This is a genomic window from Rothia sp. HMSC066G07 (genome assembly GCF_001814485.1).
In the GTDB taxonomy this organism is placed as follows: domain Bacteria; phylum Actinomycetota; class Actinomycetes; order Actinomycetales; family Micrococcaceae; genus Rothia.
In genome coordinates, this window is record NZ_KV816917.1 from 71,895 (window position 1) to 86,873 (window position 14,979).

Consider the following 14,979-nt stretch of genomic DNA (forward strand, 5'->3'; position numbering starts at 1 on the left):
AGTATTTTTTACCCCTTTGACCTGGAGTAATACCTTATGACCGTTGATATTCTGTTCCCCTACTACGGCGACGTCGCCATGATGAAGCAGGCTGTACTGTCTGTGGTCGGTCAGACCAACCCGGACTGGCGCCTGATTGTTGTCGATGATGGCTACCCGGACGACTCGATTCCTGGCTGGTTCGAGTCGCTGAAGGACGAGCGCATCACCTACATGCGTAATGAAACCAACCTGGGTGCGAACGCGAACTACCGCAAGTGCCTGACCTTCGTGGAGAACGAACTGGTCACCGTCATGGGTGCTGACGACGTCATGCTCCCCAACTACGTGCAGTGGCTCGTGGATGCAGCGGCTAAGCACCCCGAGGCGTCCATTTTCCAGCCCGGCGTGGTCGTGATTGATGAGAACAACGGCCTGTCGAACACTCTGGTGGAGCAGACTAAGGCGTTCTACCGCCCCAAGGGTGAGGCTGTTCTGCAGGGTGAGGAGCTGGCTACCTCCCTGCTGCGCGGCGCGTGGTTCTACTTCCCGTCCTTGGGCTGGCGTAAGGACGCTATTGTGGGCACCGGCTTCCGTGAGGGCCTGAACGTTATCCAGGACATGGCGCTGATTCTCGACATTACGATGCGCGGCGGCTCCCTGTACTACGACCCGCAGATTGCGTTCATGTACCGCCGTCACGGTGGTTCTGACTCGTCTTGGCGCGCCCTTGAGGGTACCCGCTTTGAGGAGGAGCGCCGCTACTACAACACCATGGTTGAAGAGATGACTGCCCTGGGTTGGACGAAGGCTGCCCGCGTGGCTCGTATTCGCTTCTCTTCGCGTGCTCACGCGCTGACTCTGCTACCGAAGGCGGCTCTGGCGAAGAAGTGGCAGGGTGTTAAGAACCTTGCCGAGCACGTCGTAAAGTAAAGACTTCAATTCTATAGGTGCGACCAGTAGAGAACGGAGATAGCGTGGAATCATCGGCAGAGTCCCAGCCGAAGAAAATGACTCGTGGTCATTCGATGGCAATTTTGGGATCGTCCGGTTTAGCTGCACTATCTTCTCTAGGAATTACCGTTGTGGTGAAACGGTTTCTGGAGGGCGAAAGCCTGACGGAGTTCCTTCTCTTCTGGTCGCTTCTTTTTGCCCTCTACGGTGTGGTGGTAGGTATCCAGCAGGAAGCTACCCGCGCTGTGGGTACTGCACGCCGCGACGGTAAAACTGGTGCACGTATTGCACCCGTGGGTGCTCTAGTGGGTCTTGTTGTGGGCGGGTTGACCTTAGCGACGAGCCCTCTGTGGGCTCCTGCCCAGATTCCTTTGAGTGGGTTTAGCGGTGTGCTGCTCCTGAGTGCCGGTGTGGCCCTCTACGCCATGCACATGACTCTCTATGGTGCGTCTGCTGGCCAGGAAAGCTGGTACCTCTTCGCGAGTGTGTCGGGGTTCGACGCTATTTGGCGTATCGTAGCTATCTGTGCGGTCGGTCTGGTCTCTGCACATCTCATCGGTCTTGAAGCCGCAGCGGTTTCTCCGGTACTTCTGTGGCTGCTGATGGTGCTTCTGCTTCCAGAAGCTCGGCGAGTTTTTAGCTCTCGTGCGGATGTTTCCTCGGGCCGTCTGCTGTATAACTACACGCTGTCGATGGGGTCGTCGACTGCTAATGCGGTTCTTATGATGGGCTTGCCGCTTCTGCTGAACGTTAGCATCGATTCAAACGACCCGCTACAACAGGTTATTTTGGCGGTTCTGATTCTGGCGATTTCGATTACGCGCTCGCCGATTATGATTCCTTTGCAGGCTTTTCAGGGCGTGGCGGTGTCTGCTTTCTTGAAGCAACAGAATCATCCGTTGCGTGCTTTTGCGAAGCCTGCTGGTGCACTGTTGGGTGTGGGTCTTGTGGGCGCTGCGGCGGCTTACGTGCTGGGGCCGTGGCTGTTTGGTCTGCTTTATCCGCCGAAGCCTTCAGAGGTTGAAGCATACGCTCAGGTGGTGACTTCTCCGGTGCTTGCACTTCTGGTGTTTGCTTCTGCTTTCCTGGCGCTTCTGGTGCTGTCAGGGTCGCTGGTGATTGCATTGAATATGCACCGTTCGTATGTGGCCGGTTGGGTGCTGGCGGCTGCGGTTGCTTGTGTGGTGGCGGTGTCGCCGTTGCCTCTTCTGACTCGCACTCTTCTTGCCCTGTATGCGGGGCCGACGCTTGGCCTGCTAGTACATGTGGTTGCGATGGTGTGGCGTGCGCGTTCTGTGTCGAGTAGCGGCAACGCTGAGATGGAGAATATTGATAAATAAATGATGAGGGGTTGAGCAAACAAATAGTTATGCTCAACCCCTCATTTCTAGTAGAGTGAAGAACCTCTAGGTCTCCGGGTTATACAAAGTAACCTTATGCTGTGGTGAATCGGCTGGATGCTTCATCCGTCGCGTAGGAGGGCATCTACTGTGGTCAGTATTCACCCATGCCATCCACAACCCCCAAAGGGCTATCGCGAGACCAGCCCACACACTAGCCTGCTCCTGCGATAGAATGCCGTAGGTTTGTAGAACAGCAGTGGCTGCTGGAATCACTGCATAGAGTTGCTTACGCCACCCCGGACGATGCCTAAGCACGACGCTTCGACTTCACGAGGTTCTCCAAATCCGCAATTTGCTTGTGAAGACGTAGCATATTCTCATCGAACCATTCCACGATAGCTCGAGTGCTGACTTTTGCCTGACCGAAGCGCTGTACGGCAGGGTCGCCTTCACGCACAAAAGGCGCATCATACACATCAGTCAGAGCTCGATGAGCTGCCTGGTATGCAGTGTTTTCAGAAATAGGTGCCATGATAATCTCCTTGGCGGTTGGGCAGCTATGATAGCTGCGGTTTATCAGAAAACCCCGCCAGGATAAACCTGACGGGGTGAACTACAGCAGTGAAATAACAGCTTCCTGCGGTAGCTTTATCTGCCTGGGAAAATGATGTAATCCTACTGGAACGGTTACCTATTTTCACAGGCAGAAGTTTAATACGGACGGTATCAGTCCTGGCTATGAAGTAATAGGGCTAAGGCCTTCATACCTTCCAACCCTTCCCACACAGCAGAGCAAGAACGACAAGACGCCCTTTCAGCGGTGTAATACAGTGCAGATCGGCGTATTGATGTTGAGCCGTCGCAGCTTGTTTTCATGACTTCCTGCTCCCCGCAGTTAGGACAAAATCCCTGCAAATCATGACTGGGATGGCGCAACGCAACAATGGCCCGAATCCAACTGGTCGTCGTTGCTAACGCCTCATCATGAAGCTCCTGATGTAGGTGATTGCGAATCCACGCAGAAACCTGATTTTTCAGCGGCGCACCTGGGAATGAGGGCATAACAACGGAACGAATAGACTCTTGAACTTCTAACGCATTAGCAGAAATAGGTATGCGACATCCAAAGCGGCTGGCGCTAGATGCTCCTCCGGTACGTGAACCACCGGCGACATAATCTGCCAACTCGTCCAATAACGCCTGGTGGCGTGGAATACGGAACTTTGCGCGGTGCAGACATTGACGGTCTGCATCCTTCACTGGCGTGCCCACAGTTAGAGCGATTAGATGCTGCTGCAGTTGCTCGCCAGACGAAATGGTAGCCATATGATGTAGCCTCTCTGCTAAATGAGTGAATTATTGATATCCGCTACAGTGCGGAAGGTGTGTGAACCATAGTGTTGGCTCTACAAAGAGTTGCCCTGCTTCTGCTTCTTGGCAGCGAAGTTGAAGCACGGGACAGACGCTTTCTCCGTGCGTGTAGGAATGATGCTAAACCAGTATCATGAACGGCCCATTCATCCTGTCCGTTCTTCTTGCCGATTGGAGCTTCAGTATCCTGGTGCGCATTCTGTCGCTTCATTTGCCGGTAGTGCTTGCGGCATAAGGGGTGCCCGGAATGTCGAGAATCCTGATCTATTGGTTTCTCGCAACGCGTGCAATGAGAAAGCGGAAGAAAAAGAACCGGATTTGCTCGCGAAGGGTAAATTCGCTGCTTTGAAGTTCGTCGAGCTCGAGGGTTGACAGGAAGATAGACCCGCGGTGAATCAAGAGGAACGGTACCTTCTGGCGCGTGGATACATGCACGGCAGATGGAATAGATGGGATTCCACTGATTCTCTATTGCGATGCGTTGTCCGTAATTTTCAGGGTGGATACTACAGGCTGGAAGAGAGATGCCAGCGGTTCTCCAACATCTAGGACAAATAGGTTGCCCTGATGATATGCGGGGATTCTTGTGGAGGCGTATCGCCCTATGCCGCGCTTGGCATGTGCGGCAACCAGTGCGATATGTGTCTGTCGGCTCGTGGCATCCTTTGCATAGCCGGGATGGGTACTTCATGAGTCCTCCTTGGAATCAAAACCTAGCAGAAGATTAATCCGATGTTTATAAAAGACGTAAATCAGCCTTTAATATTCATCGGGGGGGGGTAACATTTAATAAATATTTTTTGTATTTAATTGAAATTCAACTCATAGAAGTTTATTTTTACTCAAATGATTCACTAAGTGAAAATATGCTGATACTTGAGTGTGTTATATATGATAATTTAACTTGTTTTGGGTAGGGCCCATAGACCCTACCCAAAACAAGTTTTGATAGTTATATATCTATGAGGCTCTATGCATTAGAGAGCTCGGATTGCACTCTCCAGCTCCTTCAGACTGGTCTCCAGGCGGATCATAGAAGTATCAAACCAATGGATGACACCGCGCAAGCCGACAGTGGCATTGCCATAGCGAGCCTTAGCGAGGTCGCCCTGGCGAACAAAAGGCTCATCAAAAATTGCATTCATCGCATTCTTAGCCGCGCGGTAGATAACCTCTTCTTCGTTCACTTCTGCCGGGGGACGATAAATCGTAATTGCCGGACCACCGTTGTACGACCAAATGGTGTCGTGCGGATTAATAGAAATACCATTATGGCCAGCGTTGCAATGGATAATCGTGTCGTGGTCATCATAGAAAATGCCGGTGTGACCAGCTGCACCGTTGGTGTATCCACGGCGACCCCAGATAAACACGTCACCACGTCGTGCCGGGTAATTACCCGATGCATCCGGTCGAACCTGAGTCCAGCCGTTACTCTCCAAATCGTGGAAGAGCGTTTCGGTATTACCAATAGCAATATTCTGCGGGAGCAGGCCAGCATCTCGCAGTGCAAAGTAAACCGCAGATGAGCAGTCATAAGAATGCGGGCCAGTTCGATAATTCATCGAATAGGTCACCTTGCCCTTACGCTGCTCCATCCATGCAATCGCCTGATCAATCTTGGACATAATAAAATCCTTTCGGAAAGGCAGTAGCCCCGCACTATGAACCTCCCGGGAAGTCCATAGTGCGGGGCTACCGCAAATGAATTGGACACTAAAAACGCCGACCAGCTTTATCTTGGTCGGCGTGACTGCTCGGTAGGCACACTCCTGCCGAGGTGATATTCACTTTACGTGGGTTGGGTGCGAAAGTCCTGTCGCGCATTTTTGAAATTACAAATTTCTTTATCGCTTATGAACTGACTGGGGTTGGTGCTGGAGGTGTCCGTCCGCTATTACTACTTCAAACCTTGGGAACTTAGGTAACCCTATGGAAAACAGGCGGTGCGCTCCCTACACTGGAAGGGCACATTGACAGACCGCGCGGGCCACCCACACCGCGGCCCCGCCCCTCCCAACGGGTACACCACCGAAGGAGCCACCTATGAGCCGACGCACCGACGCGCCCGCCCGATCACCACGACGAGCCGCCCTCGCCAGCTGGATAGGCTCCGCCCTCGAATACTACGACTTCGCCGTCTACGGCACCGCCGCCGCAATCGTGCTCAACCGCATTTTCTTCCCCGAAGACACCCCCGCCATCGGCATCCTCAAGTCCATGGTGGTTGTGGGCGTCGCCTACGTTGTGCGACCCTTCGGCGCCATGATCGTTGGACCCCTCGGCGACCGCTACGGCCGCCGATTCGTCCTCATGCTCACGCTCTTCCTGATGGGCTTTGCCACCTTCGCCATTGGCTGCCTGCCAACCTACAGCGAGGCGGGTATCCTCGCCCCCACCCTGCTAGTAGCCTGCCGTATGCTTCAGGGCCTCTCCGCCGCCGGCGAGCAGGCAAGCTCCATCTCCATCTCCCTGGAGCACGCCAACGAACACCAGCGCGCCTTCACCACCAGCTGGACCCTGCAGGGCACCCAGTTCGGCTCACTGCTGGCAACCGCCGTGTTCATTCCCTTCGCCGCCCTGCCGGACGAGCACCTGCTCACCTGGGGCTGGCGCGTACCCTTCTGGCTCTCCGCCTTCGTGGTCGTGACCGCCTGGCTGATTCGCCGCACCCTCTCCGAGCCGCCCGCCTACCTGCAGCGTGAAAAGCTCACCGAATCCCCGCTCATGCTGGTCTTCAAGCACCATAAGCGTGCCGTGCTCACCATCGCCGTGTGCGCCATGGTCAACACCGTGAACATGGTCTTTACGACCTTTGCGCTCTCCTTCGCAACCAAGGGTTACGGTCTTGACCGCAGCACCATGCTGCTGGTGCCGGTCGCCTCCAACACCCTCGGTCTGATTGCGATTCCGCTTGCCGCCATGCTTGCCGACCGGATTGGCCGCAAGCCCGTGTTTATTACCGGTGCGGTTGCTTCTTCCCTGGTGATGTTCCCGTACCTCGGCGCGATTGCCGAGGGTAACTGGGTGGGTATCTTCGCCTACGGTGTGCTCATGCACGGTGCGCTCTACTCCATGGCGAACGGCGTGTGGCCCGCCTTCTATGCGGAGATGTTCCCGACCCGCGTGCGCGTGACCGGTCTGGCGCTGGGTACCCAGATTGGCTTCGCAATTTCTGGAGGCGTCGCCCCCGCCGTAGCGACCAGCCTCGCCGGTGCCGACCTGCATAACGCGGTGCTGCCCGCCGTGTTCACGGTCGCTATGTGCGCGCTCGTGGCGTTGGGTGCGCTAACGGCTCGTGAGGGGTACAAGAAGTCCCTTGCGGAGCTGGACGTGTAGCCCACAGAATATATTCCACATACAGAATAAATGCAGGTGGGGCTGGATAGATAACTATCCAGCCCCACCTGCATGTGGTTCTCTGCGTTTGGTTCTCTAAACCCCCTGCTGTGCCGCAATCAGCGCCTCAAAATGCGCCGCCATGCGCTCGGCATTCGGCTCCAGTCCGGTGAAGAGGCGGAACGCATCCACCGCCTGACCCACCGCCATATAGCCACCCGTCAGCACCTCGCACCCGGCGGCACGCGCCGCGCGCACCAGCTGCGTCTCTTGCGGCAGGTAGATGACATCCGCAACCCACAGGCCCTCACGCAACACCTCGGCGCGCAGTGCCGACTCACTCAACGGCATACCCGGATGCACGTGCATACCCACCGGGGTCGCATTCACCAAACCCTGAGCTTCCAGTAGAGCTTCAATGAGGCGCTCATCGTCGCTCAGCACCTCGATCCGGGTCTGCGGGAAGAGCCCGCCCAGCTGCTCCGCAAGCCCCTGAGCCTTCGCCGCGTCACGCTCGAAGAGGCTCAGGCGGCGCACCCCCAGGCGGCACAGGGCGTACGCCGTGGCGCTACCGGCACCGCCAGCACCCAGCTGCACCACGTGCTCCAGGCGCGCCGGATTCTCCGCCACCTGCGGCAGACCGCGCTTCAATCCCGCAATGAACCCGGAGTAGTCCGTGTTATCGCCGTAGAAGCTGCCGTCCTCGCCAATCACCACGCAATTGACCGCGCCCAGGGCGCGTGCCGCATCCGAAAGCTCGTGCAGGTGCTCCATGACCGACTGCTTGCACGGGTGCGTGATGTTGAAAGCGTTAAAGCCGAGCAGTGCCGCCGCATCCAGAAGCGCCGGTGCGGAGGCGCCATCCAGGTTCAGGGCGTCCAGGTCGACGGGGCGGTACAGGTAGCGCACCCCGTGCGCGTCCGCCTCTGCCTCGTGCATGGGAGGGGTCAGGGAGGAGGTGATGCCGTCACCAATGAGGCCCACTAGGAAAGATTCAGTACGCAAACTCATAGTTTCACTGTACGTGTCCGCCTCGTAAGATGCACCTACTTTCTTGAACCCGTACCAAATGCGCGCTGGAGTTGGGAAGAAGATAAAAATAATTTCTACGCCCACAAGAGCGATATGTCTGACAGAAACACCTCGAAGGTATAAGCTTGGTATAAGTGCTCGCGCGCCACGGCGCGCACATGAGACCACACAGACACCGTCACAGTGAAGTGATACCGATATTCGGAGGATAGATTGTCAATGACTGACAAGGCTATGGCACACTTCGCTGGCGCCGATGCATGGGTCGAGCAGTATTTCCTGAACAGCCCCGAAGATGAGCGTGAAGAGTTCACCCCGGCAGAGTTAGAGGATTTGGCTCGCACCCACCGTGCGCTGGCTCAAATCCGCCTGCCTAAGACCGCTGTCGTTGCCGCACGCAACGACGAGTACAACACCACCCTATACGTCGCGACCGACGACATGCCGCACATCGTCAGCTCCCTGACCGCATGCCTTGCCGCACACTTTGGTGGTTTCGTCACCATTCTTCACCCCACCTTCCTCGCTGAACGCGGCCCGGACGGTACCCTTCTGAGCCTGCGTGGCACCGGCATGCGCGGCAACCTTGCCAGCGGTGATACCGCCACTCTTGGCGTGCCCTCCCTCAAGCTCAGCGAGAACGCCCCGGCGGGTACCACTGTCGCTATTGAAGCCTGGATTGCGGTTCGCCTGACCCGCTACCTCACTGAGGAAGAGCAGCGCCGCTGCGAGAAGGAAGTTGAACGCGTCCTCGCTGACGTTCGTGCCTGCCACACCGACCTGGATGCTATGGTCGCCCGCGTTTTCGACCTGGCGCAGTCCATGTACGACCTGCGCGGCGCAACCCTGGGTCATGGTGAGGAATCCTATGCCGCCAACCCGCGCGGTGTGGAGCCTGCATCCCGTGTGGAGGTGGCACAGGACTTCCTGCGCTGGCTGGCCCGCGGCAACTTCGTGTTTATGGGTGTTAAGGAGCGTGTGCTGGACGGCACCTCCGGCGCTATTTCGCTGGTGGACCGCCCCGGTTCGGCGCTCGGTATTCTGCGCACCACGGAGGGTAGGAGCCGCATCCCCCTTTCGGGTGAGACCTTGGAGCGTGCCCTGTTCCCGCGCCCCCTGTACATCACGAAGGCGAATTCCCGCTCCACTGTCGCACGGAACGACTACCTGGACTACATTGGTGTGCGCCGCTTCGACCTGAATGGCCGCGTGATTGGTGAGTACGTCATTCTGGGCCTGTTCACCCGCCAGGCGTACGCACTGCCCGCTATTGAGACTCCGCTGGTGCGTGAGCGTATCGCGATGGTGCGCCGCCGCCTCGGCTACCACCCCGGTTCTTACTCTGACAAGGCGCTTCTGGGTGCCTTGGAGGATTACCCGCGCCTGGAGCTGCTGCACGCTTCCGCTAATGATCTGACCGATACGTTCGGCGGCATCATGGGCCTGGAGGAGCGCCGCAAGACCCGCCTGTTCCTGCGCGCTGACCGGTTCAACCGGTTTATTTCCGCCGTGGTGTACCTGCCTCGGGATCGTTACAACACGAACGTGTGCTCCCGTATCCAGCGGGTGTTCCAACAGGAATTTGATCTTAGTGCCATCGACCATGAGGTGTACCTGTCCTCCTCATCGTTGGCGCGTCTATTTTTCCGCATTCGGCTCACCAACCCCAACGATGTGCCGAAGACGGATCATCAAGCTCTCGAAAAGCGACTGCAAGAAGCCGCCCGCTCCTGGGTGGAAGCAACCGCAGCTGCTATTGAGGCATGGAAACCCGGAGCGGCAGGCCGCCGACTCGCATCAGCCTGGGCAGATGCGACTAGCGCAGCCTACCGAGCCGATTACACAGTAGAACAAGCAATCGAGGATATCGTGATTCTTGAATCTCTCTCGGGCCAGAAGCCCGCCGCAATCAAGGTTGAAGCCGGCGAAGCCAACACCACCCGACTGAAGACCTACCTGTCCGCACCTCACACCCTCACCGAGCTTCTGCCGGTTATGCAGAATATGGGTCTGGTCGTTGTTGATCAGAAGCCCTACGAGTTCAAGCCTGAGGATGGCGAAGACTACGGCTACCTCTACGACTTCGGAGTTGAATTCCCCGAGGGCGTGGATGCAAACGCTGTGGCTTCCCTTTACGAGGATGCCCTGAACGCCTACCTGCTCGGTGAGCGCGAGTCCGATACCCTGGACCGCCTGATCCTGGCTGAGGGCCTGACCTGGCAGGAAGTACGTCTGTTCCGTGCCCTGAACCACTACCTGATTCAGCTGGGCCTGGGCTACACCCCGTCCTTCATGTCGAACACCCTGCTCGCTAACCCGGCCATCACCAAGCACCTGGTCGAGTTCTTCGAGGTCAGCTTCGACCCGAACAACGGTCTCAACGATGAGCAGCGCAATGCACGCCGTGACGAAATCGAAGCAGCCCTGGTTGAGGAACTGAACCAGATTCCCACCCTGGACGCTGACCGCTACCTGCGCTCCCTCGGCAAGGTTATCCGCGCTATCCTGCGCACCAACGCATACCTTGCTGACCGTCCCGCACTCGCGTTCAAGGTGGCACCGCAGGAGATTGACTTCGCACCCCTGCCCCGCCCCAAGTTCGAGATTTTCGTCTACTCCCCGCGCGTTGAGGGTGTTCACCTGCGCTTCGGTAGCGTCGCACGTGGTGGCCTGCGCTGGTCGGACCGCCGCGACGACTTCCGCACCGAGGTGCTCGGCCTGGTCAAGGCACAGATGGTGAAGAACGCCGTCATTATCCCCACCGGCGCGAAGGGTGGCTTCTACCCCAAGCAGCTGCCCGACCCCGCAGTGGATCGTGACGCATGGATCACCGAGGGTCGCGAGTCCTACAAGGTCTTCATCGGCTCCCTGCTGGACGTCACCGACAACCTTGCGGTGGGCACCGACGGCTCCGAGACCGTTGTCCGCCCCGAGGGTGTTGTGGCACGCGACGCTGACGACTACTACCTGGTCGTTGCAGCGGATAAGGGCACCGCAGCATTCTCCGACACCGCAAACGCAATCAGCCTGGAGCGCGGCTTCTGGCTGGGCGACGCCTTCGCATCCGGCGGCTCCGTCGGCTACGACCACAAGGCAATGGGCATCACCGCACGTGGTGCATGGGAGTCCGTCAAGCGTCACTTCGCTGAGCTGGGCCACGACGCTCAGACCGAAGAGTTCACCGCAGTCGGCATCGGCGACATGTCCGGTGACGTGTTCGGTAACGGTCTGCTCCGCTCCAAGGCAACCCGCCTGGTCGCAGCATTCGACCACCGCGACATCTTCCTGGATCCGAACCCCAACGCGGCAGTGTCCTTCGACGAGCGTCAGCGCCTGTACAACCTGCCCCGTTCCTCCTGGCAGGACTACAACCGCGACCTGATTTCCGCCGGTGGTGGCGTGTACTCTCGTGGCCTGAAGTCCATTGAGATCACCCCCGAGGTGCGCGAGGTTCTGGGCCTGGACGAGTCCGTCACCGAGCTGGCACCGACCGAGCTGATTTCTGCCATCCTCAAGGCACCGGTCGACCTGATTTACAACGGCGGTATCGGTACCTACGTGAAGGCTTCCACCGAGACCAACGCACAGGTTGGCGATAAGGCTAACGACGCACTGCGCGTCAACGGCAAGGACCTGCGCGCCAAGATTGTTGGCGAGGGTGGTAACCTCGGCTTCACCCAGCTGGGCCGTATTGAGGCTGCGCTCAACGGTGTTATCCTCAACACCGACGCAATCGACAACTCCGCAGGTGTGGAAACCAGTGACCGCGAGGTCAACATCAAGATTCTGGTGGACCGCCTCGTGGCACGCGGCGAACTGCCCGTTGAAGAGCGTGCTTCCTTCATCGAGTCCCTGCAGGACGAGGTCGGCGGCAAGGTCCTCGAGACCAACGTTGAGCAGAACGTTCTGCTGCAGGGCGAGTTCCACGGTTCCTTCCTGGGCACCAACCTGTACAAGCGCCTCATGCACGACCTGGAAGAGCACGCCGGCCTGAACCGCGCCGTCGAGTTCCTGCCCACCGACGAGGAGCTGGATGCACGCCTGGAGAACACCGGCGAGCGTCTGACCCGCCCCGAGCTGTCCGTCCTGGCTGCGTACGTGAAGATTTACCTCACCCACGCACTGGAGCAGACCGACTTCGCGGACGACCCCTACCTGGAAGGCGTTCTGCGCAGCTACTTCCCGGCAGCACTCGTCGAGCGCTTCGGTCAGCACCTGGACTCGCACCCGCTGCGTAAGGAAATCATCTGCACCCGCGTCGCCAACGAGCTGGTCAACATCGGCGGTATCACCTTCGCATACCGCATCATGGAGGAGTTCAACGTCGGTATCGATTCCGTCGCACGCGCCTTCATCGTCGCTCGTGAGCTCTTCGAGCTGGGCACCGCAGCTAAGCTGCACCGCGAACTGCCCCCGAAGACCCCGCTGGATGCATGGTTCACCGTCCTACGCGACAACCAGCGCGTTCTGGATCGTGCGGTCCGCTGGTTCATCACCGAGCGTGGCGTGGTCGCTGGCGCAACCATCTCCGAGCTGCTCGAGAACTTCGGTTCCGTCGTCGAGATGCGTCGCAACCTGCCCGAGTACCTCTCCGGCACCTCCCGCGCTCGCGTCCGTGCAAAGCGTGACGCAGGCGAGGCATGGGGCCTGCCCGAGGAGCTCATCGTCATCTGGATTCGCGGCTTCGAGGGCTACGCCCTGCTGGACGTGATTCGTTCGGCCGCCGATCACGACTTCGAGGCAACCTCGCTGGCACCGGTCTACTTCGCAACCTACGACCGCTTCAAGGTGGACGAACTGCTCGGCCTCATCTCCGACCTGCCCCGCAGCGACCGCTGGGAGATCCTGGCACGCCAGGCAATGCGCGGCAGCCTCTACGAGACTGCTGCAAGCCTCGCACTGTCCGTGGCTGAGGGCGCGAAGGGCGACTTCTCCACCGTGGATGGTGCACAGCAGGCGCTGGCAACCTGGATTGAGGAGCACCCGACCCGCGTGGGTAACATCGACCGCATCCTCGAGGAGATTGCTGAGGCAGCTCCGGATGCAACCGGTCACCCGCGACTGGCTGTAGTGTCCGTAGCACTGCGCACCCTCGCTAGCGCATCCTAAGTAAATAAGACCCGTTAGGGTCGCCGCTTAGAGCATCCCGGTTCCCTCCCGGTCGGAGGGGCCGGGATGCTTTTGCGCAGGAGCATGTTGGGTGGGGACACTCTGCATAGTGACATCCTGCATATTGACGCCCTGCGTGTGGGCGTATCGCTTGGGAATACCCTTCTCAGGGTTGTTGCACCCTACACATATTGCGCAGAACACTGCTCTCACTAGGTGTTTTGCGTTTTGGCGTGATGCACATTATGGGGGTGTGTCCTAAATCCCTTCAAATATCAAGTAGAGGGTTAAGGAAACCAAAGGTTTTAGTTGATATATGCCGTATATTGATTCACGGCGGCATCAGCGCAAACCATGGGGACCCGGCACTTCTCGGTACGACGACTCTTTCCCCTGGCACGTCACACGGTGCTGTTAAAACACACTGCCCCTAATCTTTACGATTATCGACTGAAAGTCTGCAAGATTGTCTACCAACCACGGTACTGAGGAAAAAAGCAACAGCGCATGGCGCCTCCTCATTAACTTTCTGCTTTACGTCTCTCCGGTCGCACTGCTGACCACCATCTTCCCCATCGTCACCCCGACGATTAACCGGTACAACCTCGATGGTGTACCCCTGATTCAGGTGATCCTGGCAGCATCCATTACCGTTCCTTGGCTCAGCCAGGCAGCCTGCCTGCCCCTTTACCGTGCTATCCAGATGGAGCACAAGAAGATTGCGGACGCCCGCGAAGGCCTGCGTATTCACGCTGAAACCCTTGAGCACCAGCTCAAGCGCGCCGAAGCACGCGCCGTACGCGCACGCATGTCCGAGCCGCAGTTCCAGGACATTACCGACCTGACCGCGTTCACCCGCAACTGGCTCTACCTCTTCTTCATGACCATGCCGCTGGTACTGCTCTTCGCCGTACCGGTCGCCCTCGTCCTCCACTGGTCCCCGACTGCATTCGGTGCGTTCTTTGTCCTGGGTGTTCTCAATATTGCGTTCGCGCAGCTGCTGGTCATCCCGAACCTCGCGAAGAACCGCATCATCTGGTTCATCGCGTGGCTCGGCTACTCTCTCGCCCTGCTCTGCTACCCCATCATCTGGTTCCTGCCGCCGCTGGTTGGTTCGCTCATCCTGCTGGTGAGCCTCGGTAAGGACCTGGTGCACCTGCTGCACTTCGCACGCATCCCGCTCAAGGACATTGCACTCGATGCCCTGCGCGGCTTCTTCACCGGCTCCATCATCTGGGCCGATAAGTACATGCTCTTCCTGGTCACCGGCGGCGAGATTAACGTCGTGGCAATCTACCTGAGCCTGATCCCCTGCGTTATCGCCTACAACTACTTCTTCGTGGTGGAGGCAGACCGCGTCAACGCAAGCATCCAGCACCTGTGGACCATCTTCGACCGCCTGCCCTACAAGGGTGTTCAGGCGGAGTCTTCGAAGGCTCTGCGCACCTCCAACCACGCTATCCGCAACTCCCTGCTGATTTACATCGCCAGCGCCATTGTCACCGGCATCCTGATGTACATCTTCCTGCCGCAGTCCTACCCGCTGGCGCTCTCCGGCCTGGTCGTGGCGTTCCTCTTCGTTGCAGTGGCACTGCTGATCTACCAGATTGAGTACATGACCATGTACGTCACCGTGCAGCTGCTCTCCGCAGCGCACCTGGTGCTGCTCTTCATCTCCTTCATGATTCTGCCCAACGAGACCGGCTACCTGCCCATCATCGTGGGCGAGGCAGTGCTCGCCTTCGCCTGCTACCGCGTCTACCGTCAGGCGTGGGCAGCGCCCGAGTACTCCCTCTTCTGGCGTCGAGCCCTCGCCTGGTAAGAACCGCACGGTCCGCGAAAGATACATACG

9 protein-coding genes are annotated in these 14,979 nt (G+C 58.2%); 5 read left to right on the top strand and 4 right to left on the bottom strand.

What is annotated here, in order from left to right; genetic code table 11:
* Positions 1 to 36: 36 nt before the first annotated feature.
* Complete coding sequence (locus tag HMPREF2971_RS00815; protein WP_049352287.1) at positions 37 to 912, top strand: glycosyltransferase family 2 protein; 876 nt, start codon at positions 37 to 39, stop codon at positions 910 to 912.
* A gap of 152 nt (positions 913 to 1,064) precedes the next feature.
* Complete coding sequence (locus HMPREF2971_RS00820; RefSeq protein WP_239669187.1) at positions 1,065 to 2,273, top strand: hypothetical protein; 1,209 nt, start codon at positions 1,065 to 1,067, stop codon at positions 2,271 to 2,273.
* Positions 2,274 to 2,583: 310 nt separating this feature from the next.
* Here the strand turns inward: HMPREF2971_RS00820 and HMPREF2971_RS00825 are convergent, their stop codons facing one another.
* The 3 genes from HMPREF2971_RS00825 to HMPREF2971_RS00830 all read right to left on the bottom strand — a co-directional run bounded on the left by HMPREF2971_RS00825 (position 2,584) and on the right by HMPREF2971_RS00830 (position 5,275).
* Positions 2,584 to 2,808, bottom strand: a complete 225-nt coding sequence (locus tag HMPREF2971_RS00825) for a hypothetical protein (protein WP_005504194.1) — start codon at positions 2,806 to 2,808, stop codon at positions 2,584 to 2,586.
* Between the two features lie 194 nt (positions 2,809 to 3,002).
* On the bottom strand, positions 3,003 to 3,602 hold the full coding sequence (locus HMPREF2971_RS09175) for a DUF7340 domain-containing protein (protein WP_141755843.1): 600 nt from the start codon (positions 3,600 to 3,602) through the stop codon (positions 3,003 to 3,005).
* Positions 3,603 to 4,624: 1,022 nt separating this feature from the next.
* Entirely contained in the window at positions 4,625 to 5,275 is a 651-nt protein-coding gene (locus tag HMPREF2971_RS00830) for a peptidoglycan amidohydrolase family protein (protein ID WP_070542336.1), read from the bottom strand.
* 418 nt (positions 5,276 to 5,693) lie between these two features.
* Here HMPREF2971_RS00830 and HMPREF2971_RS00835 point away from each other — a divergent pair, with 418 nt between their 5' ends.
* The gene (locus HMPREF2971_RS00835; RefSeq protein WP_070690617.1) at positions 5,694 to 6,986 is read left to right on the top strand and encodes an MFS transporter; all 1,293 of its coding nucleotides are present in this window, start codon (positions 5,694 to 5,696) and stop codon (positions 6,984 to 6,986) included.
* 96 nt (positions 6,987 to 7,082) lie between these two features.
* Here HMPREF2971_RS00835 and HMPREF2971_RS00840 read toward each other — a convergent pair whose 3' ends face one another.
* A complete protein-coding gene (locus HMPREF2971_RS00840) occupies positions 7,083 to 7,997 on the bottom strand; it encodes a shikimate dehydrogenase (protein ID WP_070690618.1) in 915 nt (304 codons plus the stop codon).
* A 240-nt stretch (positions 7,998 to 8,237) separates the two neighbouring features.
* Here HMPREF2971_RS00840 and HMPREF2971_RS00845 point away from each other — a divergent pair, with 240 nt between their 5' ends.
* Both HMPREF2971_RS00845 and HMPREF2971_RS00850 read left to right on the top strand, forming a co-directional pair.
* Entirely contained in the window at positions 8,238 to 13,127 is a 4,890-nt protein-coding gene (locus HMPREF2971_RS00845; RefSeq protein WP_070690620.1) for an NAD-glutamate dehydrogenase, read from the top strand.
* A gap of 466 nt (positions 13,128 to 13,593) precedes the next feature.
* Positions 13,594 to 14,949 (top strand): hypothetical protein, encoded by a 1,356-nt coding sequence (locus tag HMPREF2971_RS00850; RefSeq protein WP_070690622.1) that lies wholly within the window; start codon positions 13,594 to 13,596, stop codon positions 14,947 to 14,949.
* Positions 14,950 to 14,979 lie beyond the last annotated feature (30 nt).

What these genes read in the sequence shown, in the direction of transcription:
- HMPREF2971_RS00815 (WP_049352287.1), top strand. Translation starts at nt 37, where the DNA reads ATGACCGTTGATATTCTGTTCCCCTACTACGGCGACGTCGCCATGATG.
- HMPREF2971_RS00825 (WP_005504194.1), bottom strand. Translation starts at nt 2,808, where the DNA reads ATGGCACCTATTTCTGAAAACACTGCATACCAGGCAGCTCATCGAGCT.
- HMPREF2971_RS09175 (WP_141755843.1), bottom strand. Translation starts at nt 3,602, where the DNA reads ATGGCTACCATTTCGTCTGGCGAGCAACTGCAGCAGCATCTAATCGCT.
- HMPREF2971_RS00830 (WP_070542336.1), bottom strand. Translation starts at nt 5,275, where the DNA reads ATGTCCAAGATTGATCAGGCGATTGCATGGATGGAGCAGCGTAAGGGC.
- HMPREF2971_RS00835 (WP_070690617.1), top strand. Translation starts at nt 5,694, where the DNA reads ATGAGCCGACGCACCGACGCGCCCGCCCGATCACCACGACGAGCCGCC.
- HMPREF2971_RS00840 (WP_070690618.1), bottom strand. Translation starts at nt 7,997, where the DNA reads ATGAGTTTGCGTACTGAATCTTTCCTAGTGGGCCTCATTGGTGACGGC.
- HMPREF2971_RS00845 (WP_070690620.1), top strand. Translation starts at nt 8,238, where the DNA reads ATGACTGACAAGGCTATGGCACACTTCGCTGGCGCCGATGCATGGGTC.